The organism is Nonomuraea cavernae, assembly GCF_040655715.1.
Classification (GTDB): domain Bacteria; phylum Actinomycetota; class Actinomycetes; order Streptosporangiales; family Streptosporangiaceae; genus Nonomuraea; species Nonomuraea cavernae_A.
Genome location: NZ_JBFAKL010000020.1, coordinates 99,205 through 124,071, shown reverse-complemented (window position 1 = coordinate 124,071; position 24,867 = coordinate 99,205). Strand labels below are relative to the sequence as shown.

Here is a 24,867-nt window from a genome sequence, read left to right as displayed (position 1 = left end):
GTAATAACGGAGCAAAGGCGATGTGTTTACGCCTTGGACGCAGAGTACGGACGAATTCGGACGGTGATCGCGCAGAGCGGCCAATGGCATTGCTAGATATGGGATGGGCGTGTCGGGGGAATTATTTAAATTGCGCAGGTGTGCACGCCTTTGCCGTAAAGCTTGCTGGGCAGGCTGAAAGCGCGGCAAAGCAGTCGCAAGGACATCGCACCGCTAGGGCATGCGAGTCACGCGGGGCGGGGAAGCGTCGCCAAGCTTGCGCGCATGGCCGATGCCCCGCCCTTTCCGCGTTCCCCGACCTCGTCGGCATCCGTGCCGGCGCCCGGTGCGCTGGAGGCGCCGCCCCAGCGGGCGGACACTCCGCCCCGGTGGACGGCGCGCGCCTCCCGCTGGCTGCCGGCGATGGCCGTGCTCGCCTGCGCCGGGGGCGTGCTGAGGTTTCATGGCGTCTCGGTCCGAGACCTGACCGTGTTCGGCCTCTACGTGGCGCTGGGCCTCGCGCTCCCCGGCCTGCTGTGGATCCGGGTCCTGTACCGGCGCGCGCACGCGCTACCCGAGCAGCTCGCGCTCGGCCTGACGCTCGGCTACGCGCTGGAAGTGCTGACCTACCTGCCGGTCCGGGCACTCGGCATGCCGCTGCTCGTGGTCGCCTGGCCACTCGGCACGTACGCGCTGTTCATCGCCGTCCCCCGGTTGCGCGGGTACTGGAAGGGCACCGGCCGCGCCGGCCGGGTGCCTCTGTGGTGGGCGTGGAGCATCGCGCTGATCGTGATCTGCCTGATCGCGCTGGTCGCCGCCGGCTTCTACCGGATCCAGCCCCTCACCTGGCCGGCGATGCTGTCGTCGTCGGTCGACATGCCCTTCCACCTGGCGTTGGCCGGTGAGCTGAAGCACCACGTGCCGCCCACGGTGCCCTACGTCGCCGGTGAGCCCCTCGTGTATCACTGGTTCGTCTACGCGCATCTCGCGGCGTCCGGCTGGATCACCGGAATCGAACCGATCATCCTCCTCTTCCGGCTCGCCGTGCTGCCCATGCTGGCCGCGTTCGTCGTCCTCCTGGCGATGGTCGGGCGGCGCCTGACCGGCTCGCGGAGGGGAGCGCTGGCCGCCGTCGCGAGCACGGTCTTCGTGGCGGCGCCCTGCCTGTACGCGGGCTCGGTCTCTGGGCTGCTCACCTGGCCACCGGTGTACTCGTGGGCGAGCCCGACCCAGACCTTCGCGGCCCTGCTGTTCGCCCCCGTCATGCTCCTGCTCCTCGACCTCCTCGGGAACCGGCGGCCGAGCCGGGGCTGGTGGGTGCTCATGACGATCATGATCGTGGCGGTCATGGGGGCGAAGGCCACCTACCTGCCGCTCCTCGCGGCGGGACTCCTGGCCGTCGTGGCGGTCGAGACGGTCAAGTGGTGGCGGCTGCCCCGGCAGGCCCTGGCCGTGCTCGGACTGACGACCGGGTGTCTCCTCTTCGCGCAGTTCGTGCTCTTCGGCGGCGCCCGGCAGGGCATCGTGGTCGATCCGCTGTCGATCGTCAGGGTGACCTGGAGAAACCTGAACGGCCTCGGCGGGACCGCGGAGGTCCCGTGGCAGTCGATGCTCGGGGCCGCCCTGCTGTGCCTGCTCTGCGCGATGATCGCCTGGTGCGGGGTGCTCGGGCTGCTGAGCCGGCCCCGCCTCCTCGTACGGCCCCCCGTGGTGCTGGTGCTCGGCATGAGCGCCGCCGGGCTCGGGGCGGCGCTCCTGCTCGGCCACGCGCACCTGTCACAGGGCTACTTCCTGCAGGCGTTCTACCCCTACCTCGCCATGGTCGCGGTGTACGGGCTCGCCACCGTGATCCGGAGGGCAGGGGCGACGCTCAGGGCGATGGCGTGCGCCGCCGGAGCAGGCGTGGCCGTCGCCCTGGCAGTCCGGGTGCTGTTCGGCATCACCGTTCCCCTGGGGCCCGGACGGGACGGCGTCGTCCTCTACCTGCCGTACCTCACCCTGCTGGGCGTGGTGCTGGTGGCGGTCGTGGTGCTGCGGGTCGCGCGCCAGAGCGGGCGCCGTACCTGCGCCCTGGTGCTCTGCATGGTCACGGCCGCCGGGACACCGGCCGCCTGGCTCGGCCATCTGCTGCCCGGCGCCGCCACGAGCCCGGTGGCCGCCGCCCCGCACCGCAGGCCGAACGCGGACGCTCCACGGGGCGCCCTCGCCGCCGGGCGGTGGCTGCGGGCCCATTCGCACCCCGATGACCTCGTCGCGACGAACACGCACTGCCGCCGGGGGTTCGAAAGTCCGTGCGACAGCCGTACGTTCTGGACGAGCGCGCTGAGCGAACGGCGGGTCCTGGTCGAGGGGTGGGCCTACACGGCGGCGAACATGGACAGGTGGCGTCCCGGCGAGGTCGCGCCGCACCGCGCGTACTGGGACCTCGATCGGCTGCGGGCCAATGACGCGGTCTTCCAGGAGCCCTCCCCGGACGCCGTCCGGCACCTGCGCGAGCGCTACGGAGTGCGGTGGCTGTTCGTGGACGAGAGCCGGATGAAGCCGGGCGCCCGGCTCTGGCCCTTCGCCAGGCTCCGGTTCAGCTCCGGTGAGCACAGCGTCTACGAACTGCCCGGAGCTGAGCCGCCGGCTTCTTGATCGCGTGGCAATGCCGGGGACAGAAGTGTGCAATGTCCGCTGTCGCCGGAGTGCCGCCACCGCCGTAGGCCGTCCAAATCGCGATGATGACGCTGGTGAAGACCATGACGCACGTCTGCGAAGTGATCAAAATACTGGACGTCGGCGGTGCGGAGACGTTGCTGGTCGAGCGACTGCTCGCGGCCCCCCGAGCGGCCAAGCGCTACACGGTGGCGTGCCTGTGGGCGTCCGACGAATGCGTCCAGCGGCTCGGCTCCGCGGGCATCGAGGTCATCCAACCGGCCTCGTCCCCGCCGTCGCTTCGTCTCCTCCGCTTGGCCGCGGTGGTCAGGCGGCTGCGACCTGATGTCATTCACCTGCATTCGCCGCTTCCCGCGTCGCTGCTCCGGGTGACGTCCCGGTTCTGCAGACCGCGCCCCCTACTGATCTCGACCGTGCACAACGTGCGTTATCGCCTCCCGACGATGCTGCTCGACCGCGCGACGGGCTGGCTCGACGCCCATACCGTGGCAGTCTCTTCGCAGGTCGCCCGTGCCGTCGTCAGCAGGGGCGCCCGAAACCTGTCGACCCGGATCCACGGTGTCAACGTCGCGGAGCAACGCCGCAGAGCCGGGGAGGCCGAGCGGACGCGGCGGGACTGGCAGGTTCCGGAGTCCGCCTTCCTGATCGTGCACGTGGCCAACTTCCGCCCGCAGAAGAACCACGACCTGCTCCTCGACGTGGCGGTCAGGGTGGCGGATCGCGACCCGCGCGCCGTCTTCCTGCTGGCCGGCTCCGGTCCGCTGCGTGACCGGGTCGCCGGCCGGGTCGCCGAGCTGGGGTCGGACGCCGTGCGGATCGTCGGCCGCGTGCCGGACGCCTCCCGCCTGATCGCCGCCGCCGACCTCCTGGTGCTCAGTTCCACGTACGAGGGACTCCCCGTCGTCGTCATGGAGGCACTGGCCGCGGGCGTACCGGTGGTGTCCACCGCCGTTGGAGGCGTCCCGGAGTTGATCGAGCACGGCAGGAACGGCTACCTGACCAAACCCGGAGATCCCGGTGAGCTCACCGAGGCGATCGTGCGGGCGATGCGTCCCGAGAACCACGCGCGGCTCAGCCAAGGCGCGCGGAACAGCGCCGACCTGGTGGACATCGGCCGGACGGCGGAGTGGTTCGAGCAGCTCTACGACGAGGTGCGGGTGTCATGACGACCCAGGATCGAGCTTGTCTCCGGCGCGTCGCGCTGCTCATCGGGCACCTGGAGGTGGGCGGCACGCAGAAACAGCTGTCTCTGCTCGCGCGGGAGCTGCGTCACGCGGGCATCGAGGTGCATGTGCTGCTCCTGTCGAAAGGCGGGCCGCACGAGCCGGCGCTTCGCGACGCCGGCATCGGTGTGCATCAGCTCGGGTTCGTCCGGGGAGCCGGGGCGGGCAACCTCCGGGCTTTCGCGTGCATGGTCGGCCTGCTGCGACGCCTCAGGCCCGACGTGCTGCACGCGTTCCTGCGTCACAGCTATCTCCTCGGCGCGCCGGCCGCCCGGCTGGCCGGGGTTCCGGTCGTGGTGGCGGGACGGCGCAACGAGAGCAGGCTCGACCCCCGGCAGTCGTGGAGCCTCGCTCTGGAAAGGTTGACGGCTCGGATCACCGATCACGTGGTCGTCAACGCGGAGGCGCTCGCCCGGGACACCGTGTCGATCGGCGTGCCCCCGGCGAAGCTGACGGTGATCTACAACGGGCTGCCCGCCGCGGCGTTCGATCCGGCCGAGCCGGAGCACGTCGACACCGATCTTCCGGTGCTGGTGTGCGTGGCGCGGCTCAGCGAGGAGAAGGGGCATCGCTTCCTCCTTGACGCTCTGGCGCTGCTCGCCCGCCGCGGGCGGCCGTGCACGCTCGTGCTCGCCGGCGACGGGCCCGAACGTGATCGCCTGGAGAAGCAGGCGGCCGAGCTCGGGGTCGACGTCCGGTTCCTCGGAGACAGGATGGACTGCGCGGGCCTGCTCGCTCGCGCCGACCTGGTGCTGCTCCCCTCGCTCACCGAGGGCCTGAGCAACGCGGTCATGGAGGCGATGGCGGCGGGGCGGCCGATCGTCGCCACCTCGGTCGGCGGTAACCCCGAGCTCCTCCAGGACCGTGGGATCCTCGTCCGCGAGTCGGACTCGGCGGCCCTGGCCGACGGGATCAGCCGACTGCTGGACGACCCCGAGCTGGCCAGGTCGCTGGCGGCCGCGGCACGGCTCTGGGCACGGGAGAACTTCGACACGCGCGTCATGTTCGACGAGCACATCAGTCTGTATCGCCGCCTGCTGGCGGAGCGCCATGCCGAATAGAGCAGCCTCGTCGGGCAGGACGTCCTCGGTGGCCGTCGCTCTTCGCACGCTGGCCAGCCGCGGGGTCCGGCTGGCTCTGGAGACGACGACGGGGGTGCTCATCGCGCGCACCCTTCAACCGGAAGGCAGAGGCGTCTACGCGGTGATCACCACCGCGGCGTTCGCCGCCATCGTCGTGGGCCACCTGTCGCTGGAGAAGTCGCAGATCACTTTCTGGTCGAACCAGTCGCGGCATCAGTCACTGGCCACGAACGGTCTGCTCCTCGGCCTGGTCATGGGCTCGGTGTCGGCGCTGGGCGCGCTCGTGTTCGTGGTGGTGAGCGGCTCGCCCGGCGGGTTCGCCCTGTGGGCGCTCGCCCTGTCAGTGGTTCCGCTCGGCGCCGCGTCCGTCAACCTCAACAGCATCCTGACGCTGCAGTCGCGGATGGACGTCGTGAATCGCCAGTCGCTCGCCGGCGCGCTGGCGCAGTGCTCGGGCATCCTGGTCCTCGCGGCCATCGGCCACCTGACCATCGCCAGTGTGATCATCTGCTGGGCGGTCGCGACCGCCCTGCCCTTCGCCTTCGCGGTGAGCGGACTGCGGCCGATCTCTCTGCGGATCGACGGTGCTCTGGTAAAGCGCCAGCTTGGCCTGTCGAGTAAATACCACGTGGGATGGGTGGCGCTGTACCTGCTGGTCACCATCGACATCCTGCTTCTGGGCGCCATGGACTCTCCGGCCGCGGTCGGCCTCTACACGGTCGCCGTCACGGTGATGACTCTCACCCGTATTCCCTGCGAAACGATCACGCAGGTCATCCTGCCCCGGCAGGCGTCGCGCGACGTGGACGACGCCAAACACGTCACGGTCCGCGCGCTCAGGCTCATCCTGCTCGTCTCTTCCGGCACCGTGGCGTTGCTCGCGGCCGCCTCGCCCTGGTTGATCCCCCTGGTCTACGGCCAGTCCTTCGCCGGAAGCGTGGCCCCGTTGCTCGTGCTGGCTCCGGGAACGATCGCACTCATGCTGATCCGGCCGCTTGAGCAGCATCTCGTACGCCTTGAGCGCCCGATGACCATGACCGCCATCGCTGTCGGCTCCCTCTGCGCGAACATCCTGCTCAACCTGGCGCTGATCCCCCGATGGGGCACGGTGGGCGCCGCTCTGGCGTCCACCGTGACGTACATCGCCATGGCCCTTCTTGAGATGTCACGGTTCGCCCGGTCGACGGGAATGCCGATGGGAGCCTTGATTCCGCGCCCATCCGATGTGCGGTCCATTGTGCAGGCATTGGCGGCGAAGACGGAATCACTGCGCTGTTATCGATGACACGTGAGGGAACAGCGCTTTTCCGCGGCGTGGTCTTAACCAAAAGCTGGATCCAGCCAGAACCTCGGTCATTCGCCCGTCAAAGGCCGCTTGATAATCTTGCCGTATGCCGGGAATATGCATCCTCTCCATCGATACAGAGCTCGCCTGGGGCACGGACGCCGCCGATCTGCCGCGACTGTCGGAAGCCTTCGATGAAGAGCCGCGGATCACGAGGCGGCTGATCGACGTTTTCGACGCATATCAGATCCCGGCGACCTGGGCCGTGGTGGGTCGACTTCTCGTTCAACCGGAGCCTGACGACAGGAACGTGCGCGCACCGGAAAGATGGTATTACGCGCCTTATCTGGTCGACTGGATCGGCGGCGCGCGCGTCCGCCACGAGATCGGGACACATACTTTCACCCACGTCTACGCGCACGACGCGTCCACCACGCGGGACGTGTGGATGCGAGAGCTCGAAGCCGCCGCCCGGGTGAGCGAACAGTTCGGCCTCTCGATGCGCTCCATCGTCCATCCGCGCAATCAGATAGGTTATGTCGACACTCTGCCTGACTTCGGAATAATCGCCTACCGAGGGGTCGAGCGGAATTGGTACGGCAACCGCCTGGGAGCCGCCCACTTCCTGGATCGGGCCCTCGGCACCGCCGCCACGACCTATGACGTGAACACCCTGCGTGAGGGCGACCGGCTGGTGAACCTTCCGGCCTCACAGTTTCTGGTCGGAAGCAATGGGCTGCGGAAACTGATTCCGATCTCGTCAAGGGTCAGGCAGGCTCGCCTCGGACTCGATCGCGCGGTCCGTCGCGGAGAGGTCTACCATCTCTGGTTTCACCCCTTCAACCTGGCGGGGGATCGGACGTTCCGTGCGCTGGAACACATCCTGCGCGACATTTCCGCACGCCGTGACAGGGGGGAGCTGGCGGTCATGACGATGGCGCAGGCCGCCGAGTTCATTCTGGAGAGCACGGACGTCTTCGTCCCGGAAGGAGGAGGACGCCGATGAGCGAGATCATGATCATGGCCACGCGCAGCCAGCCGTCGTATGTGCTGATCAACCACCTGGCCGAGCGATTCGACATTTCCCTGGTGGTCTTCGAGGAGGCGCATCAGGGAAAAATGCTACGACATCGCCTGCGCAAACTCGGAGTGGCCCAGGTGGCCGGTCAGCTGGCTTTTCTCGGCTATGACCGCATGGTGATCAGATCGCGCTCACGCGCCCGCGTCGCGGCTCTGCTGAAGGGACGCGACGTCCGGCCTCCCGACGGGCGCCTCAACGTGCTGGACGTGGATTCGGTGAACAACGCGGAGGTCGCCGACCTGCTCAAGGACAGGCGTCCCGGGGCGGTCGTGGTCTCGGGCACGGGCATCATCGCCGGCTGGATCCTCGCGTGCGCGCCCGCCTTCATCAACATCCATGTCGGGATCACCCCGAGATACCGAGGAGTGCACGGCGGTTTCTGGGCGGTGTACGAGGGCCGCTCCGAAATGGTCGGGACGACGATTCACCTGGTCGACCCGGGCGTCGACACCGGTGAGATCATCGCCCAGCCGGCCATCGCCGTCGATCCGTTCACCGACACTTATCGCACGCTTCCGGTGAAGCAATATCTGGGCGCCCTCGACGCCATGGCCGACGCCGTGCGCGCGGTGCTGGACGGCCGGGCGGAGCCATATCGGCGGTCCGATCTCGAGAGCAGGCAATGGTATTCTCCGACCCCCGGCCAGTACCTGACATTCCTGCGTGAGATGCGCAGACTTCGGCGACCGGATAGGCAAGAGGCGGCTCGATGACCGCGGTTTGACGAGCCCCGATCGCTCATGACCGCATAAGAGAATGGCAAGAAGTCCGCCCGGTGCACAGTGCGTGATCTCGTTGTGGTCATCGGCGCGACCAGACTCCATTCATGGCCATATCCCGGCAGGATCACGCGCTCAGATCACTGAGAGACACCCAAGCGACTCGGCCCCCCGATCAGGGGCGAGGTTCCGCTCGCCATGACAGGGCCCGGCGCGTGTCCAGCTGGCTGCCCGCCGCGCTCACGATCGGCTTCGTCGTGGCCGTGCTGAGTCGCTATGGAGTCTCTCTCTCGGACACGGCCTGCTACGGCGCGTACGTCGTGCTGTGTCTCGCGCTTCCGGGCCTGCTGTTGATCCGAGCCCTCTACGGTGACAGCCGCACGCTGGCGGAGGAGCTGGCGCTCGGTGTGGTGCTCGGCCTCGCCATCGAAGTGGGGGCCTACGTCGTGGCCCGGGCGGTGGGCGTCCCGCTGCTCGTCCTGGTATGGCCGATCAGCACCTATATCGCGTTCCTCGCCGTGCCCCGGCTACGCAGGCACTGGAAGGGCGGCGCCCGGCCGGCCGCACCCGCCTGGTGGTCATGGGCGCTCGCGCTGATCGTCTGCTATCTGGTCGTCAAGAGTGCCTACAGCCACTTCAGCACCGGGGCGCTGACCTGGCCGGCCCTGGCGAAGTACTCCGACGACACGCCTTTCCATCTCGGTCTGATCGGCGAGCTGAAGCATCACATGCCACCGATGAGCCCCATGGTCGCCGGTGAGCCGCTCTTCTATCACTGGTTCGTCTACGCGCATTGGGCGTCCGCCAGCTGGATCACCGGGGTGGAGCCACTGGTGCTGCTGCTTCGGCTGGGCATTCTCCCCGTGCTGGCCGCGTTCGTCGTCCTGGTCGCGATGCTCGCGCGGCGGGTGACGGACTCGTGGAAGGGGGCCGTCCTCGCCGTCGCGGCCACGCTCTTCGTGGGCGCTCCCCGCTTGTTCCTCGGTTCGGTCGGTACGTTCACCTGGGGCGGGCTCCATGATGCCGCGTGGGAGAGCCCCACCTTCGCCTTCGGGGCGCTGCTGTTCGTTCCCGTCGTCCTCCTCGTGATCGACCTTCTCCGGCATCGCTGGTGCGACCTTGGGCCGTGGCTGCTCCTGGCGGTCCTTCTCGTGGCGGTCATGGGCGCCAAGGCCACGTACCTGCCGATGCTCGTCGTGGGGCTGGTGGCGGTCGCGGCGATCGAGGGGGTGAGGCGGCGTCGAGTGCCGTGGCCCGCGCTCATCACGCTCCTGATGGCGGGGATGTGCCTGGTCTTCGCACAGTTCGTCCTCTTCGGCGGGCAGCGGCAGGGGCTGGTCATCGCGCCCTTCTCCGCCATGCGCACCGTCTGGCAGGACCTGACCGGCATGTCGGCCGGCATCGATCCCGCGCTGACGTCATTGCTCGGCGTCGTCGTGGTGTATCTGCTGGCCTGGGCTGTCACGTGGACCCCGGTTCTCGGACTGCTGAGCCGGCCGAAACTGCTCATCCGGCCCGACGTGGTCCTCATGCTCGGCATCGGCGCCGCGGGACTCGGCTCGATGCTCATCTTCGATCACCCCGGCAGGAGCCAGGTCTACTTCCTGTGGGGGTCCTACCCCTACCCGGCGATCATCGCGGTCCTCGGGGCCCTCGTCATCCTGCGGCGAGCGCGGGTGACGCCCGGCATGACACTGTGCGCGATCGGGGCCGGGGTGATCGGCGCCTACGCGATCACCATCCTCTGCGGCGTCAGGGCACCACTCGCGCCAGGCCAGGCCGACACCGTCCTCTACCTGCCGTACATCACGTTGGTGGTCGTCACCGCGCTCGGGGCCGCCGTCCTCGTCGCCACCAGGCCGGGGCCGCGCGCCTGGGCTCTGGTGATCTCGGCGATGGCGGCCATCGGCCTGCCCGCCGCCCACCACGCACGGGTGGTCTCCTTCGTGTCCGGCGGTGGCAGCCGGCCGGCCGCCTCAGCGGCGCCGGCGGCCCCGCAGGGCGCGCTGACCGCCGCACGATGGCTGCGCGCCCACTCGGCCCCGGACGACGTGGTCGCCACGAACGTCCACTGCCGCTGGGGTTTCGAGAACCCCTGCGACAGTCGCCAGTTCTGGGTGTCCGCGCTGACCGAGCGGCACGTGCTGCTCGAAGGGTGGGCGTTCACGGCGAAGAACGCGGATCGCTGGCAGCCGGGCCAGTTGGAGGAGCTCCTGCCCTTCTGGGATCGGGAACGGTTCGCGGCGAACGAGGCGGCCTTCCTGACGCCCTCCCCGGGCACGATCCAGCGGCTGCGGGAACGTTACGGAGTCAGGTGGCTTTTCGTCGATGAGCAGGGGGCGGGTGTGAGCTCCACGATCGGAGACCACGCGCGGCCGGCGTTCCATGACGGAGACTTCGCCGTCTACCGGACAGGGTGACCCTCCAGGAGCGGCCGTCGTGGCCTCGCCGGTGAGATCCGTCCCACCGGCGAGGAACCCCCGTCAGGAACGCGCCGGATCACGTGGTTCTCGTCCGGGGGCGGGCTCGGGGTCGGGGGCGGGTTCGGGAGTGGAGGGCGGGGCGCCCTCTTCCCGGGAGGACGCCGGCGAACTGTCCCGGGGAATCCGGCTCCAGGCCACCGCGGCCAGCAGGCTCGTGACCACGACGATGGGAATGCGCTGCCGGAAGATCAGCCCGATGTTCGCCATGGTCGTCGCGTAGGCGATGGTGCCGGGCACGATGAACAGCAGCAGGACGAGGAGCGTCCTGCGGTCCTGGCGCCACAGCCGGCCCGCGCCGCGCGCCGCGGCGTAGAGCAGTACGTACCAGATGAGCACATCGAGCTTGCCCAGTTGCAACGTGATGCTGCCCTCGGTCCACGGGAACGGCGCCAGGACCGTGTAGATCAGCTTCAGGCCGAGGTCGTTCCAAGGGTCGCCGCCGTCTTCGAAGAGCACCCCCGAAGAGGCATGGGCGTTGGCGCGAAGGACGGTTTCCGACTGCCCTCTGTCCAGCTGCCGCTGCAGCTGTTCGAGGGGCGTGTCGTCCAGGACGCCGATGACGATCATCATGGCGGCCGTCAGCAAGCCACTGACGGCGAGCAGCTTGCGCAGGGAGAATGTCGACTTCGAGGCGACCACGCCGAAGATGAGCGGTATCGCGGAAATGAACACCATGTACGGACGGACGTGCCAGAGGCACCACAGCAACGGCCCGGCCTGGAGCAGCCTGCTCGTCCTGAAACGCCGGGCCAGGGACGCGCCGATGCCGACGCAGGCCACCACGAGAAAGGCGTTGAATCCGTCCTTGTAGGTGTCCGAGGTGTGCAGCAGGAAGGCGGGCATGAACGCCGACACGACCAGCACCCGGAACGCCGCGCGGGCATCGGCGCCGATCAGCCTGGCGAACTTGTAGACCACGACGCACATCGCGCAGGCCACGAGCGCCACCACGGCCGTGCAGGCCAACGGCGCCGGCCCGTCGCACAGGTAGATGACCAGCGCGAAGACGTTGCACGGAACGGCGACGGAACTCAGGAAGCTCAACTCGTCGGCCGTGACGAATTGGAAACCATTGAGTTTCCAATAACTGACGATCTCCATCGCGCGGGCCTCGTAGCCCAGGTTGTCGCCCCCGTAGTCGATGACGCCCGCCCGTAGCACCAGTACGTGGATGACCAGGCGTGTCACGAACGCGACGAGCAGAATGGGCAGCACCCGCCGGGCCGCCGCCGAGTCCAGGTTCGCGTTGACCAGAAAGACGAGTGCCACAACGGCGGCGGCGACGATGAGATATTCCATGGAAAGCGACCTTCAGTTCACCTGAGCATCACGCTCCAATGCCCAGCAGCGATCCGAACCGCCGGCAAGCACGTCGGAGACGACGACGCTAGCGCCGGGGACCGTACGGCATCACTTCCCGGGGATGGCAATGGCCTGCCGATGACTCCGCTTTGCGGACTTTTTTCGGTAAGACGTCTTTCCTGTCGTGTTTCTTGTCCTGAGCGGTCCCTCCGTGCCGCGAGACCCGCTGAGACGGGGTCCAGGTAAGTGGCGACTCCCCAACGATCACGCTCAGGTAGGGAGAGAGGAAACATTTCACCACTCACCGCGACGGCATGAGCGGAACTGCCCGATTCCCTAGCTAGCTTCGCGGACGTGAGCCATGCCAGTCATCGAGGAGCCGCATGAAGCCGGACAGCCGGATTCGCGTCATGGAAATCATCGCCCGGATGAACGTTGGCGGCCCCGCCACCCTGGCGTTGGGGCTCTCCGAACGACTCAATCAGGAAGAGTTCGCGCACCGCCTCTACACCGGTTACGTCGACGACGGTGAGGGCGATCACCTCGCACTGAAGTGTTCGAGTACACAGGTGCACCGGATTTCGGGTCTCGGTCGTTCCATCAGGCCCTCCGACGACGTCCGAGCCCTGTTCGGGCTGGTATCCGCGATGCGTACTTTCCGGCCTCATATCGTTCATACGCAGACCGCCAAGGCGGGAGCTCTGGGACGTGTGGCGGTGAAACTGTCGGGAGTCGGCGCGGCCAGGGTCCACGGATTCCACGGGCACCTGCTCGACGGCTATTTCTCGGCGCCGAAACGCGCGCTCTACGTGCGCTCGGAACGGTTCCTCGCGTCCATGTCGGATCTCCTGGTGACGGTGGGCGCTCAGGTCCGTGACGACCTGCTCCAGGCGGGCATCGGGCGTCGCGAGCAGTATGTCGTGATCCCTCCCGGTGTTCGGCTGGGGCCGGTGCCCGACCGGCTGGTCGCCCGCCGGAGTCTCGGCCTGCCGCCGCACGCGCCCGTGGTGGCGTACGTGGGCCGGCTGACCCAGGTGAAGCGGCCCGACCGGTTCGTCGCCGTGGCACGCGAGGTCCTCCGTAAGGTGCCCGGCTGCCACTTCGTCATCTGCGGCGGCGGTGACCTCCAGGAGCGGGTGGAACAGGACATCGGGTCCCTCCGGCAGGCCTTCCACCTGGTGGGCTGGCGAAAAGACGTGGAGACCGTCTACGCCGCGGCCGACGTCGTCCTGCTGACCTCCGACAACGAGGGCACTCCGCTCACGCTGATCGAGGCGCAGATGGCCGGCACGCCCGTCGTCGCCACCCGGGTGGGCAGCGTCGCCGAGGTCGTCCAGGACGGACGTACCGGGTTGCTCGCCGCGGCCGACCCGGCCGAACTGGCGGACCGGACCGCGCACCTCCTCTCGACCCCCTCGTTCGCGCGCCAGTTGGGTGCCGCCGCGCACAGCTGGGCGACCGCCTCGTTCGACGTGGACAGCCTCGTCGCGAACACCGAGGCTCTGTACCGATCTCTCAGCGAGCCTCGCGGTGCTCGGCGTGTCACCGCAGGAGGGATGAACAGGTGAGAATACTGGTGACCGGTGGGGCCGGTTTCATCGGCGCCAACCTGTGCCGGGCGTTCGCGGCGCGGTCCGAGATTCAGAGCGTCACGGTGCTGGACGACCTGAGCAGCGGCGATCTGGCCAACCTCGACGGTGTCGAGGTGCGGTTTGTGCGCGGCAGCATCCTGGATCCGGATCTGGTGGCCGGTCTCGTCGCGGACGCCACCACGGTCGTCCATCTCGCTGCGCGCCCGTCGGTGCCCCGGTCCTTGCTGGACCCACTGGCCTCGCACGACGTCAACGCGACGGGAACGCTCCGCGTCCTGGAGGCCTGCCGGGCCACCAGACCGCACGTGATCCTCGCGTCGTCGTCCTCCGTGTACGGCGACTGCGCCGAGACGTACAAGCACGAGGACCTGCCGACCAGGCCGCTCAGCCCGTACGGCGTGAGCAAGCTGGCGACCGAGGCGTACGCGCTGGCCTACGCCTCCAGCTTCGGACTGGACGTCCTGCCGTTCCGCTTCTTCAACGTCTACGGCCCGATGCAGGCCGCCGATCACGCCTACGCGGCGGTCATCCCGTCGTTCGTGTCCAAGGCCATGGCGGGCGACCTGGTGCCGATCTACGGCGACGGGCACCAGGAGCGCGACTTCACCTACGTGGGAACGGTGACGGAGGTCCTCGGCGACGCGGCGGTGCGCCGGGTGACGAGCCCGAAACCGGTCAACCTCGCGTTCGGCACGCGCGTCTCGCTGCTGAAGCTGAAGGAGGTGCTCGGCTCGGTCCTCGGCAGGCCGGTCGAGGCCGGCTTCCTGCCGCCGCGTCTGGGCGACATCCGCGAGTCCCAGGCTTCGCCCGCTCTCCTGCGCCAGTTGTTCCCCGGCGTACGCCCGGTATCGCTGGAGGACGGGCTTCGCATGACGGTGGCCTGGTTCGAGAAGGCGGTGATCATGAGCACCGGCATGCAGGCCTGACCTGCCCTGTTCACCGTCAAAGAACACATTTCACGCACCAATGGGGAAACTCGTGAGAAAAGCATGCACTTACCTCATAACGGGTGGCAGCGGATTCATCGGCTCACACCTGACCGACGCGTTGCTCGCCCGGGGTGACTCCGTCGTGATCCTCGACAACCTGTCGACCGGACGTCTCAGCAACCTGCGGCCGCATCCCGGCATGCGTTTCGTCCACGGGTCGATCCTGGACGAGCTCATCGTCGACGAACTCGTCAACCAGTGCGACGTCGTCGTGCACCTGGCCGCCGCCGTCGGCGTCAAGCTGATCGTCGAGCAGCCGCTGCGCTGCCTCACGACCAACATCCGCGGCTCGGAGATCGTCATCGAGGCCGCGCACCGGTATCGCAAGAAGATCCTGATCGCCAGCACGAGCGAGATCTACGGCAAGAACTCGTCCGGAGCGCTGAGCGAGGACGCCGACCGCATCCTCGGCAGCACCGGCGTCGTCCGCTGGGCCTACAGCACGGCCAAGTCCGTCGACGAGATCCTGGCCAACGCCTACCACACCGAACGCGGCCTGCCCACGATCGTCGTCAGGCTCTTCAACACCGTCGGGCCCCGGCAGAGCCCCGCCTACGGGATGGTCATCCCGCGCCTGGTGCGCCAGGCACTCGCCGGGGAGCCGCTCACCGTCTTCGGCGACGGCACCCAGACCCGCTGCTTCGCCCATGTCGCGGACGTCGTCGACGCCCTGATCCGGCTGCTCGGCAACGACGCGGCCGTCGGGCGGACGTTCAACATCGGCTCGGCCCACGAGGTGAGCATCCTCGAACTGGCGAAGCTGGTCGTCGAGCACACCGCGTCGACGTCCGGGGTCGAGCTCGTTCCCTACCACGAGGCGTACCGGCAGGGATTCGAGGACATGACCCGAAGGGTCCCTGACACGTCGCGGATCCGCGAGCTCACCGGCTGGGTCCCGCGACGCACGCTCGACGAGATCCTCACCGAGATCGTCGAGGAGGCCCGCGAGGAGCTCGCGGCGGCGATGCGGTGAGCGGCGCATACGCGCTGGCCGCGGGCTCGGCGGCCTGCCTGTTCAGCGTCACCGCCGCTGTCCCGCTGAAGCGTCTGGCGCTGCGGTGGGGGTTCACCGACCGCCCCGGCGGGCACAAGCGGCATCTCCGCCCGACTCCGTACCTGGGCGGCATCGCGATCACGATGGCCACGGTGCTGCCCGCCATGGCCGCGCTCGGCTTCGCCGACCAGCGGATCACCGCCATCCTGCTGGCCGCCTCAGCGGTGGCCCTGCTCGGGCTCATCGACGACATCGCGTCGCTGCCGGCGCTCACCAGGCTGACCGTGGAGACCGTGTCGGCCGTCGGCGTCGTACTCGCCGGAGTCGAGATCACCGTGACCGGCGCGTGGCCGGACGGCGTGATCACGGTGATCTGGATCGTCGTGCTGACCAACTCCTTCAACCTGCTGGACAACATGGACGGCTCGCTCGGGGTCGTCGCCGCGGTCAGCGCCGCCTTCCTCGCGGGCGCCGCGGTCCTGTTCGACCAGCCCGCCCTGGCCCTGCTCCTCATCGTGCTCGCCGGCGCGGCGCTGGGCTTCCTTCCGCACAACTGGTCGCCGGCGAGGATGTTCATGGGCGATGCCGGGTCGCTGTTCATCGGCTTCGTCCTCACCTGCTCGGCGGTCGCCCTGAGCACGGGGCAGAGCCCCGGCACGGCGGTCGCTGGGCTGCTGCTGGCCACCTTCGTCGCGACCGTCGACACCGGCGTGGTGTTCCTGTCCCGGCTGCGCGCCGGCCGCTCGCCGCTGACGGGCGGCACCGACCACGTGTCGCACCGGCTCCGGCGTCTCGGCTTCGACGCCCGGTCGGTCGCCCTGCTGCTCGCCCTGGCCGCCGCGTTCGCCGGCGCGCTCCTCACCGCCATGGTCCTCGGCTGGGTGCCCCCGCTCAGCGCCGCCATCGTCGCGGCCGGCACCGAGATCGGCCTCATCTTCCTGCTGCTGAGCGTGAACGCCGACGTGCCGCACCGTCCTGTCGAGAACCCTCCACGAATCCGCGAAAGGCGGCGATGATCAGGTGGATCTGCTCTCCCTGGTACGGCTCGCACGCAAGAACTGGATGCTCATCGTCCTGTCGCTGATCATCTCGATCAGCGCCGCGCTGATCGTGACCGCGAACATGCCGCCCAAGTACGTCGCGACGATCACCATGCTGTTCTCCAGTTACGACAAGCAGGGCGCGTTCTCGCCCGCCTACCAGGTGGGCACCCTGTCGCAGGGCGTGCAGTCCTACGCGGCGCTGCTGACCAGCCGCCGGCTCGTCAGCGAGGTCGCCACGGGCGAGGACATCCCGCGCCTGCAGGCCAGGATCACGGCCGAGGTCGTTCCCGGCACCGTGCTGCTCCGCGCGATGGTCAGCGACGCCGATCCCGCCCGCGCCGCGGCGCTGGCCAACGTCCTGGGCGCCAAGTTCGCCAAGCTGATCGACCAGATCGAGCGGCCGACCCCCACCAGCAGGCCGACCGTCAAGGTCACCGTGGTGGATCAGGCGGAGGTGCCGCAGAAACCGGTCAGCCCCGTGCCGCTGCTCAACCTCCTGATCGCCGTGCTGGCCGCGCTGGCCGCCTCGATCAGCGCGCTCATCCTGCGCGAACGCCTGGACACCACGATCAAGACCTCCGACGTGCTGCAGCGGACGTCGGGGAGCTCCACGCTGGGCATCATCGGCTACGAGCGGGACGCGCGACGCCACCCGCTGATCGTCCGGCGCGGCGGCCGGTCGTCCCGGGCCGAGGCGTTCCGCTCGCTCCGCACCAACCTGCAGTTCATCGGGGTCGACCGGCAGCCCAAGTCGCTCGTGATCACCAGCTGCCTGCCGAACGAGGGCAAGTCCTCGACCTCCTCCAACCTCGCGATCACCCTGGCCCAGACCGGCTGGCGGGTGCTCCTCGTCGACGGAGACCTGCGCCGCCCGCGCCTCCCCGACTACCTGGGCATCGAGGGCGGGATCGGCCTGACGGACGTGCTGATCGGCAAGGCCCGGCTGGCCGATGTGATCCAGACCTGGGGCGAACCGAGCCTGTACGTGCTCCCGAGCGGCCAGAACCCGCCGAACCCGAGCGAGCTGCTCGGCTCGCAGGGCATGCGCCAGGTGCTCGACGAAATCACGGACGCGTTCGACATCGTGATCTTCGACGCGCCGCCGCTGCTGCCCGTCACCGACGCCGCGACGCTCGCCGCGATCTGCGACGGGGTGATGCTCGTCGCGCGCTATGGCAGGACCCGGCAGGAGCACATCCTGCGGGCCACGGAGCAGCTGTCGTCGATCAACGCGCGCATCGTGGGAACGGTGCTCAACTTCGTGCCCGCGAAGTCCAGCCGCTACGACGGCTACGGCTACGGCTACGGCTACGAGACCAAGTCCGAGAAGGCCCAGGTCACTCGGTGAACAACCGGAGCGGGGCCTCGATCGCCCGGGCGATCCGCCGACCCGCCTTCCGGTAGGCCCAGCGCGAGCCGCCGAACGGGTCCGCGATGTCGGGCCGGTCCACCCGGACCAGCCCGCGCAGCGCCCGCGCCTCCTCGACGAGCGTGTGCGCCCGCCGCGCAGGGTCGCGGTGGCGGACGACGGCCACGTCGGTGAGCGCCTGGCTCAGCGCGCCGAACTCGGCGATGGTGAAGGTACGCGCGGCCGCCGGCGGGCACAGGCCGACCGACTCGGCCCGGTGCGCGGTGGTGGCCGTCAGCACGAGGTCGGCGTCCGCCATCAGCGCCGGGGTCAACGGCCGGGAGACGAAACCGCCGGGCTCGCCGCCCATGCGCAGCAGCAGACGCCGTACGGGCTCGGCCATCGGCCTGCCGGGCTCGGCCCGCACTCCCGCGCTCGACACCAGGAACGGCGGGCCGAGGCCCGACCGGGCCAGCCGCTCAGCGAGCGGGGACCGGCAGATGTTGGCCGTGCAGACGAACAGGATGCGAAACCCGGCCCGCGATGACGGCAGCGCGTCGCCCGTACCTTCCATGGGGGTGACGGTAGGGACGCCCCATCCGGCCGCCGGCCGCGGCACGCCGGACTTTGCCGTTCTATCGGTCCTCTTGACCCGTGCCGGAGGCGCAGCCGTCCGGGTTCTCGATGATCTGGCTCCGCTGCGGATGGACCAGGGGCTGCACCGGCACGTGCGGCGGCGCGGCCGTGGCCGGCTCCAGCATCAGGAACTCCAGCGTCCTCGTCTGCCGGGGACCCAGCTCCAGCATGGTCGAGTAGACCGGGTGGGACCGCTCGACCTCCCTGAAGAGGGTCGCGGGCTTACCGTCGACCTTCATGCCGCCGCTCTTCGCGCCGACCGAGGCGAACAGCGAGACCCACAGCAGGTTGGAGCCCGGGGCGTGGTGACGGTCCGGGGAGTCGAGCCGGCTGGAGGCGTAGGGCGCCAGCTTCCGGCGCGGCACGTCGTTGAAGAGGCTGACCCGCACCCGGCTGACGCGGGTCCCATCGGCTCGGCAGGGCCCCAGCTCGTATTCGAGGGAACGCTTCAGGTAGTAGTCGAGCTTGTTGCCGCCCGAGTTGTTGACCACCAGCCCGGCGAACGGTTCCGGCCGCCGCGGCAGCTCGCCGCCGAGCGGGGTGGCCGCCAGCCGCTTCTGCTCCGCGTTCCTGCGGCTCCAGATCTGGATCCGCCGCTCCTCCGCGATCCGGGACAGGGTGGACATCAGGGCCGCCGGGTCGATGCTGGCCCTGGGCAGGGCCTCGCTGACGGCGGTGGCGATCGTGATGAGAAACCTCTTGCGCTCCCGCTGGTTCGAGTAGCGCTCGTAGGCGGTGCGCTCGGTGAGGTCGATGACGTTGTCCGCGGTCACCTTCTCCCCGCCGGGCAGGGTGACCGGCCCGATCAGCTGGAGAAGGTAGGACAGGCCGACCGGGTCTGTCGCGATCGCGCCGTCCAGGCGCTGGTGCGTCTGGCGTTCCCACAGCGCGGTCCAGGTGCGCGCGGCGTACGGGAAGTGCGGGGAGAGGTTGGAGTTGGCCAGCAGGTAGAGGGGGCTCTTGCCGTAGCGCGAGCGGAACGCGCGGCCGTGGTCGACGACCGGACGGGAGATCGGCTCAAGGCCGCTGTTGGCGGCGAGCCGCTTGATGCCGAACTCGCCGCGGTCGGTCTTGAGAATGCCGAACGCGCCGACGAGGCCGCCGGTGCCGCGTGCCTCGGCGTTGGTCTGGAAGCCGAGGAAGTAGCGGCGCGGGCCGTCGTTCCCCAGCATCGGCGGCAGCAGGGCGCCGGCGTCGGCCGCGAGGTCGAGCCAGCCGCCGAGCCGGTCGACCTCGTGCAGCGCGGTGTCGCGGGCCGCGTCCAGCGTCGCCAGACCGGTGTCCGCCGGGGTGGCCGCCAGCCGGGTTCGCGCCGCGGCGATCCGGCCGGCGGCGGTGTCCAGCGTGGGCGCCGCGGCTTCGAGGTGGCGCAGCAGCTCGTGCAGGTCGCCCATGGCGAACCCGCCGGACTCCATCAGTTTCGCGCCGGTCCCGTGCACGTCGGTCAGCACCTCGGTCAGCTCGGCCGCCGCTTCGGCCAGCCCCCGTACGGTGGTCGCGCCGTCTCCCACGACGGGGGAGCGGGAGATCAGAGACCAGTCGGGGCCGCTGGTGAGCCGGAGCGCCTCGTGCGCGTGGAAACGTGCCCGCGCGAGCGCCTCTCCGAGCTGCCGGGGCTCGCTGTCTCGCATCCCGGCCAGGATGTCCTTGGTGGCCTGGAGCTCGACCTGCACGCTACGGCCGAGGTACGCCGACCAGCCGCCGGCCACCATGAGGCCGGCGGCTGGGGCCAGCAGGCCGAGGGTGACGAACCGGCGGCGCTTGTCAGCTCGCACTGGACGATCGACGACGCCGGACCGCGATCATCGTGCCGGAGGCGCCCAGGAACAGCATTCCCGCACCGATCGCCGCCAGGGTCTGCACGGGCGCTCCCGTCATCGGCAGCTCGGCCCCGCTCTTCTCCCCGCAGGATCCGCCGGAGCAGCCTCCGCGTCTCCAGGAGCGCCCGCGGTCCAGGTCCTCCACGTTGACGACGACCTCGACCTCGGTGTGGGACTGGATGCGCCCGTCGGAGTCGGAGTCGGAGTCGGAGTCGGAGTCGGAATCGGAGTGATCGGGCTTGGGCGGGTAGGGGGTCGGATCCAGCGTGGCGGCGGTCCGTTCGGCCGAGGCCGCCGCCGTTCCGGAGGACCCGAACGTGACCCCGCCCGCGACGGCCATCGCGACGAGAATAGGTACCGTGATTTTTCCAGCCATTTCAGACTCCCCGTGACGGTGTTCGGGCCCCAGCACATTCGCCCGGAATGATGGCGAGTGTTCACCCGAAACCGTTCTATGTGTCCGGACGCGCGGTGCTTCGGGGGGCGCACACGTCTTACCGAATGATCACTGATCATTCGCCGGATGTTGACGATCGCTCGCGGCCGCGGGCCGGCGGCGATCGGCTCGGTCACGGTGCGTGCCGGACCGCTCTCGCGGCGAGGTTGAGGTGAGAGGCTAGCGCGTTCGCCGGACGGCCGGCGGGCAACACGCCCAACGAAGATCGCGGCGGCCGCGGTCGTCAGCCGTTGCGCGACTGCCAGAGCCCGATGGCCGTGACCCTGGAGTCCACGCCCAGCTTGGCGTAGATGCGATTGACGTGGTTCTTGACCGTCTTCTCGCTGAGAAAGAGGCGACGGGCGATCTGGCCGTTGGACTGACCTGTCGCGATCAGGTCCATGACCTCGGCTTCTCGTTTACTCAGGGACGTGAACACGCTGTCGAACGCTGCGTCGTCGACTCTCATCCGGCCTCCGGGGGCGCACAGGCGGGCAGGTCGCCGAGGCCCCCGTGCTTCCGGCGTTAGCGGTAGACAGCGAGCATAACTCTCATAGTCATGTTTTGGGGACATCAAGGAGAAAACGACAACGGCCGGTCCCTAGGGACCGGCCGTTCGTGGGGTGAGTGAAGGGACTTGAACCCTCGACATCCAGGACCACAACCTGGCGCTCTACCGCCTGAGCTACACCCACCATGGACCGCGTTGTGGCGGCACAGGAAAATTGTAGCGGTGTTCGGGAGTCTTTACGCCACTCATTAACCCGTGACTCGCTCGGCGAGTGCCCGAGCCGTCGCCGAATCGGGCCCGGGCTGGGCGACGAACACGGAGGCGCGGTAGTAGCGCAGCTCCCTGATGCTCTCGGTGATGTCGGCCAGAGCCCGGTGCCCGCCCTGCTTCTCGGGCGCGGCGAAGTAGACCCGTGGGTACCACCGGCGCACCAGCTCCTTGATCGAGGACACGTCGATCATCCGGTAGTGCAGGTAGGTGTCGACCGCGGGCATGTCACGCGAGATGAACGTGCGATCGGTGCCGATCGAGTTGCCGCAGAGCGGCGCCTTCTTCGGCTCGGGCACGTGACGGCGGATGTACTCGAGCACCAGTGACTCGGCCTCGGCCAGCGTCACCCCACCCGGCAGCTCCGGCAGCAGCCCCGAGGCCGTGTGCATCTCGCGGACCACCTGCGACATCTGCTCCAGCGACTCGGGCGGCGGTTTGATGACCACATCGACGCCTTCGTCCACCTGGTTGAGCTCGCTGTCGGTGATGACGCAGGCCACCTCGACGAGCGCGTCTCGACCGAGGTCGAGACCGGTCATCTCGCAGTCGATCCAGACAAGCAAGTCACTCATACGTTCTCCTCGCCCAAGCGGCTCGGAGCCGTCCGCCCGCTTGCTTACCCCAACAGCCTAGTGCCACCGGTCAGGCGGGCTTGAGCGAGCTCAGCACCTGATCGTCCACATCGGTGCCCAGATTGTCCGGCACGGACATGTACAGCACCCCCGGGCGCTCGCCCTCGCCGCGATCCATGATCACGACCGCGCCGTTCTCCTTCTTCCACTTGTAGCCCTTGGCCTTGGACTCCTCACTGAAGTCGAGCTCGAACCGGATGACCCACGCGTCCCGGTCGCCGATCTTGAGCGCCTCGTCCCGTGTGACCTTGGGCGCGTGCGGGACCTGGTAGTACTTCCGCACGAAATCGGCGAAGACGACCTTCGCCGTGGTGCCCAGACCCTGCGCGCCCTCGTACGGGTAGAGCTCGTTCAGCAGGCCCGTGTAGACGTTGCCGATCCAGTTGCCGCCCCTGCCGTCGTAGTTTTCCTGGGACGTCGCCTCCACGCCGCTCGACCAGCGCTGCAGAGAGGGGTCGGTGCCGTTGATGTCGCCGGAGGCGGGCACCTTCCAGTCGCTGGGCACCTCGTAGGACAGGCCGGCCAGCGGATCGGCGACGCGGCCGTCCTGCGGCTGCGGCAGCTCGTCCGTCGGCGCCGGCTCCGAGGTCTGGCCGGGATCGGGGGAGCCCTGGGTGCGCGTGGGCCCCGGTCTGGCCGCCTCACCCGGTGACTCGCGGTTGATCAGGAAGATCCCGGCCACCACGATCAGGGCGACCACGACCAGCGCCGCCAGGCCGCCGAACACCCAGGGCAGCGGGTTGCCCTGCTTGGGCGGCGGGCCGAACTCCGGACCGGGCAGCGGGCCGACGCCCCACAGCGGCTGCCCAGGCGGGGCCTGGGGCTGGGGCGGCTGCCCGTACGGGGCTTGAGGCTGGGCCGGCTGCCCGTACGGCGCGTGGGTCTCGGCCGGGTGGCCGAACTGGAGCGTCGGGTTGGCCGGGGTGGCCGACCAGCCGGGCTGCGGCCCCGAGGAAGGCTGCTGCTGCTGTGGCTGCGCTCCCTGCTCCAGCGGGTGAGTCGCGTCGGTCCACTGATCGCCGTCCCACCAACGGAGTCGGGGCGATCCGTAAGGGTCGGGGTACCAGCCCGCGGGGGTCTGCGTGGTCATGCTCGTCAGAGTAGTAAGAACGGCTTTGATATGCATTGTTGCCGGGGGGTCAGCACTTGTAGGTGAAGCTCGCCTTGTCCGCGATCACCGGGGCGGGAGACAGCACCCGGAGCGTCGCCGTGGCCTTGACCGTGCTCTTGCCGTCCAGCGACCACCTTAACGGCACCTCGTAGGAGGTCTGGCCGGAGGTGGTCAGCAGGGTGCCCTTCTCGACCCGCTTGTCCAGGTTTCTGCGCCACTCGTAGTTGATCTCGCCAGGGGCGCCGTTGGTGACGATCGTGCCGGTGATGAGGACGACGCTGTCGCAGCCCTGGGTCTTCTTCGGCGCGACGACGTCGACCGACGTGACCGTCAGCTCGGGGCCGCCACTGAGCCGGAGCCAGGCCAGGATCGCCCCGGCCATGATGGCCGCGAACACCGCCGCGGCCAGGATCGTCCGGCGGCGGCGGGCCCGCGAGGCCCGCGACGTCCGGCCGCGCCGCTGGATGGTGGCCTGTTCGTCCTTGCCGGCCCGCCAGATTCGCTCGGCCGTGGTACCCGGCTGCGGCTGCCGCGTGCCGCTCCCCGAACCGGTGTCCGCGCCGCCGCCGGCGCCAAAGCCGGCACCGCCCCCGGGGCCCAAGCCGCCACCGGGGCCGAAACCCGGTCCGCTGCCGACCCCTGGGCCGAACTGCAGCTGCGCCCCAGACCCGGACGCCCCAGACCCGGACGCCCCAGACCCGGACGCCCCAGACCCGTACGCCCCAGAACCGGACGCCCCGGACCCGTACGATCCCGAACCGGACGCCCCAGCCCCATGCGACCCGGACCCATGCGGCCCGGACCCGTACGCCTCGGACCCGTAGGCCCCGGACCCGTACGCCCCCGGCCCAGACGGCCCGGACGACCCGGGGGAGGCGCTGCCCGGCACGTGCAGGAGTGTGACGATGTCGCCCTCGTCACGCGGCAGCGCCTGCAGTGGCGCCTGCGCGAACACCGACTGGCCGCGGGCCGCCTGGGCCAGCCGGTCACGGCTGATCGCCCCGCCCGGGAGCACCTCGCGCCCGGCGACCAGCATGTCCCTGGCGGCGCTCAGACCGCGGGTGGTCGCCGTCACGGCCGCCCGCTCGAACAACTCCTGGGCCCGCGGCGCCCCGTGGGTCGAGGCCGCCAGCCCGCGTGCCAGCGAGGCCCACGACGCCGCGTCACGCTCGGGCGGCGAGACCTGGGCGCGGATCGCGTCGGACAGCCCGCGCTCGGACAGCAGCGCGGCGCCGTCGGAGGCGATGACCACGGTGCGCGGGTGCACCGAGCCGTGCGTGAGCCCGGAGGCGTGCAGCGCGAGCAGGGTCTGCGCCGTCTCCAGCAGCACGGCCGCAGCGCCGCCGGGGTCGATCGAGCCCGAGCTGAGCAGGTCGAACAGGGTGGGGCTGACCGCCTGGGCGGTGAGCAGCCACACCTGGTCGCCGGCGGCCACCACGTCCGCCACCGGGATCAGGCCGCTCAGGCCGCCCAGCACCAGCCGCTGGTCGGTCATGACCGCGGCGACCACCCGGTCGCGCACCCCCGGCGATCCGATGACCCTCGGGTCGAACAGCAGCGCCCCCGCCCTGCGCCCGTCGGGTGAGATCGCGTCGATCCAGTTGCCGACCTCGGTGATCCAGGTGTGTTCCGTGAGCCGGAAGCCGGCGATGCCGTTCCGAGCGTTGTCCATC

General features: G+C 69.5%; 20 protein-coding genes and 1 tRNA gene. 12 read left to right on the top strand and 9 right to left on the bottom strand.

Translation table 11 applies throughout. The features are described from left to right. Window positions 1-264: 264 nt before the first annotated feature. From AB0I38_RS27035 to AB0I38_RS27005, 7 genes are all read left to right on the top strand, one after another. Window positions 265-2,616: a hypothetical protein gene (locus tag AB0I38_RS27035; RefSeq protein WP_358476524.1), complete on the top strand. Its 2,352-nt coding sequence runs from the start codon at window positions 265-267 to the stop codon at window positions 2,614-2,616. Between the two features lie 104 nt (window positions 2,617-2,720). Continuing rightward, the gene (locus tag AB0I38_RS27030; protein WP_358477283.1) at window positions 2,721-3,803 is read left to right on the top strand and encodes a glycosyltransferase; all 1,083 of its coding nucleotides are present in this window, start codon (window positions 2,721-2,723) and stop codon (window positions 3,801-3,803) included. After that, window positions 3,800-4,921: a glycosyltransferase gene (locus AB0I38_RS27025; RefSeq protein WP_358476519.1), complete on the top strand. Its 1,122-nt coding sequence runs from the start codon at window positions 3,800-3,802 to the stop codon at window positions 4,919-4,921. Before AB0I38_RS27030 ends, AB0I38_RS27025 begins: the two co-directional genes overlap by 4 nt. A 28-nt stretch (window positions 4,922-4,949) precedes the next feature. Beyond that, the gene (locus tag AB0I38_RS27020) at window positions 4,950-6,227 is read left to right on the top strand and encodes an oligosaccharide flippase family protein (RefSeq protein WP_358476512.1); all 1,278 of its coding nucleotides are present in this window, start codon (window positions 4,950-4,952) and stop codon (window positions 6,225-6,227) included. A gap of 106 nt (window positions 6,228-6,333) precedes the next feature. Then, window positions 6,334-7,233 carry a polysaccharide deacetylase family protein gene (locus tag AB0I38_RS27015; protein ID WP_358476486.1) on the top strand — a complete coding sequence of 300 codons (900 nt, stop codon included), beginning with the start codon at window positions 6,334-6,336 and terminating at the stop codon, window positions 7,231-7,233. Next, window positions 7,230-8,021, top strand: coding sequence for a formyl transferase (locus tag AB0I38_RS27010; RefSeq protein WP_358476464.1), 792 nt, complete (start codon window positions 7,230-7,232; stop codon window positions 8,019-8,021). The genes AB0I38_RS27015 and AB0I38_RS27010 overlap by 4 nt, the downstream gene beginning before the upstream one ends. Before the next feature lie 221 nt (window positions 8,022-8,242). Continuing rightward, window positions 8,243-10,447 carry a hypothetical protein gene (locus AB0I38_RS27005; RefSeq protein WP_358476451.1) on the top strand — a complete coding sequence of 735 codons (2,205 nt, stop codon included), beginning with the start codon at window positions 8,243-8,245 and terminating at the stop codon, window positions 10,445-10,447. A gap of 63 nt (window positions 10,448-10,510) precedes the next feature. Here the strand turns inward: AB0I38_RS27005 and AB0I38_RS27000 are convergent, their stop codons facing one another. Continuing rightward, entirely contained in the window at window positions 10,511-11,809 is a 1,299-nt protein-coding gene (locus AB0I38_RS27000) for a hypothetical protein (protein ID WP_358476443.1), read from the bottom strand. 386 nt (window positions 11,810-12,195) lie between these two features. Here AB0I38_RS27000 and AB0I38_RS26995 point away from each other — a divergent pair, with 386 nt between their 5' ends. From AB0I38_RS26995 to AB0I38_RS26975, 5 genes are read left to right on the top strand one after another with little or no spacing between them, the layout of a single operon-like run. Beyond that, the gene (locus tag AB0I38_RS26995; RefSeq protein WP_358476436.1) at window positions 12,196-13,380 is read left to right on the top strand and encodes a glycosyltransferase; all 1,185 of its coding nucleotides are present in this window, start codon (window positions 12,196-12,198) and stop codon (window positions 13,378-13,380) included. Further along, window positions 13,377-14,330: an NAD-dependent epimerase/dehydratase family protein gene (locus AB0I38_RS26990; RefSeq protein ID WP_358476421.1), complete on the top strand. Its 954-nt coding sequence runs from the start codon at window positions 13,377-13,379 to the stop codon at window positions 14,328-14,330. The genes AB0I38_RS26995 and AB0I38_RS26990 overlap by 4 nt, the downstream gene beginning before the upstream one ends. A gap of 52 nt (window positions 14,331-14,382) precedes the next feature. Continuing rightward, window positions 14,383-15,366, top strand: a complete 984-nt coding sequence (locus AB0I38_RS26985; protein ID WP_358476407.1) for an NAD-dependent epimerase/dehydratase family protein — start codon at window positions 14,383-14,385, stop codon at window positions 15,364-15,366. Then, complete coding sequence (locus AB0I38_RS26980) at window positions 15,363-16,403, top strand: MraY family glycosyltransferase (RefSeq protein ID WP_358476392.1); 1,041 nt, start codon at window positions 15,363-15,365, stop codon at window positions 16,401-16,403. The genes AB0I38_RS26985 and AB0I38_RS26980 overlap by 4 nt, the downstream gene beginning before the upstream one ends. 4 nt (window positions 16,404-16,407) lie before the next feature. After that, window positions 16,408-17,778, top strand: coding sequence for a polysaccharide biosynthesis tyrosine autokinase (locus AB0I38_RS26975; protein ID WP_358476363.1), 1,371 nt, complete (start codon window positions 16,408-16,410; stop codon window positions 17,776-17,778). Here the strand turns inward: AB0I38_RS26975 and AB0I38_RS26970 are convergent. From AB0I38_RS26970 to AB0I38_RS26935, 8 genes are all read right to left on the bottom strand, one after another. After that, complete coding sequence (locus AB0I38_RS26970) at window positions 17,768-18,352, bottom strand: hypothetical protein (protein ID WP_358476347.1); 585 nt, start codon at window positions 18,350-18,352, stop codon at window positions 17,768-17,770. The genes AB0I38_RS26975 and AB0I38_RS26970 overlap by 11 nt on opposite strands. A gap of 61 nt (window positions 18,353-18,413) precedes the next feature. After that, window positions 18,414-20,189 (bottom strand): DUF4012 domain-containing protein, encoded by a 1,776-nt coding sequence (locus AB0I38_RS26965; protein ID WP_358476345.1) that lies wholly within the window; start codon window positions 20,187-20,189, stop codon window positions 18,414-18,416. Continuing rightward, window positions 20,179-20,574, bottom strand: coding sequence for an LPXTG cell wall anchor domain-containing protein (locus tag AB0I38_RS26960; RefSeq protein WP_358476333.1), 396 nt, complete (start codon window positions 20,572-20,574; stop codon window positions 20,179-20,181). The genes AB0I38_RS26965 and AB0I38_RS26960 overlap by 11 nt, the downstream gene beginning before the upstream one ends. A gap of 340 nt (window positions 20,575-20,914) precedes the next feature. Beyond that, window positions 20,915-21,139, bottom strand: a complete 225-nt coding sequence (locus tag AB0I38_RS26955; protein WP_358476318.1) for a helix-turn-helix domain-containing protein — start codon at window positions 21,137-21,139, stop codon at window positions 20,915-20,917. A 150-nt stretch (window positions 21,140-21,289) separates the two neighbouring features. Further along, window positions 21,290-21,365 (bottom strand) — tRNA-His (locus AB0I38_RS26950). Window positions 21,366-21,429: 64 nt separating this feature from the next. Further along, window positions 21,430-22,023 (bottom strand): oligoribonuclease, encoded by a 594-nt coding sequence (gene orn, locus AB0I38_RS26945; RefSeq protein WP_358476301.1) that lies wholly within the window; start codon window positions 22,021-22,023, stop codon window positions 21,430-21,432. A gap of 70 nt (window positions 22,024-22,093) precedes the next feature. Further along, a complete protein-coding gene (locus AB0I38_RS26940; protein ID WP_358476291.1) occupies window positions 22,094-23,173 on the bottom strand; it encodes a DUF2510 domain-containing protein in 1,080 nt (359 codons plus the stop codon). 49 nt (window positions 23,174-23,222) lie between these two features. Beyond that, window positions 23,223-24,866, bottom strand: a complete 1,644-nt coding sequence (locus AB0I38_RS26935) for a hypothetical protein (RefSeq protein ID WP_358476283.1) — start codon at window positions 24,864-24,866, stop codon at window positions 23,223-23,225. Between the last annotated feature and the right edge of the window lies 1 nt (window position 24,867).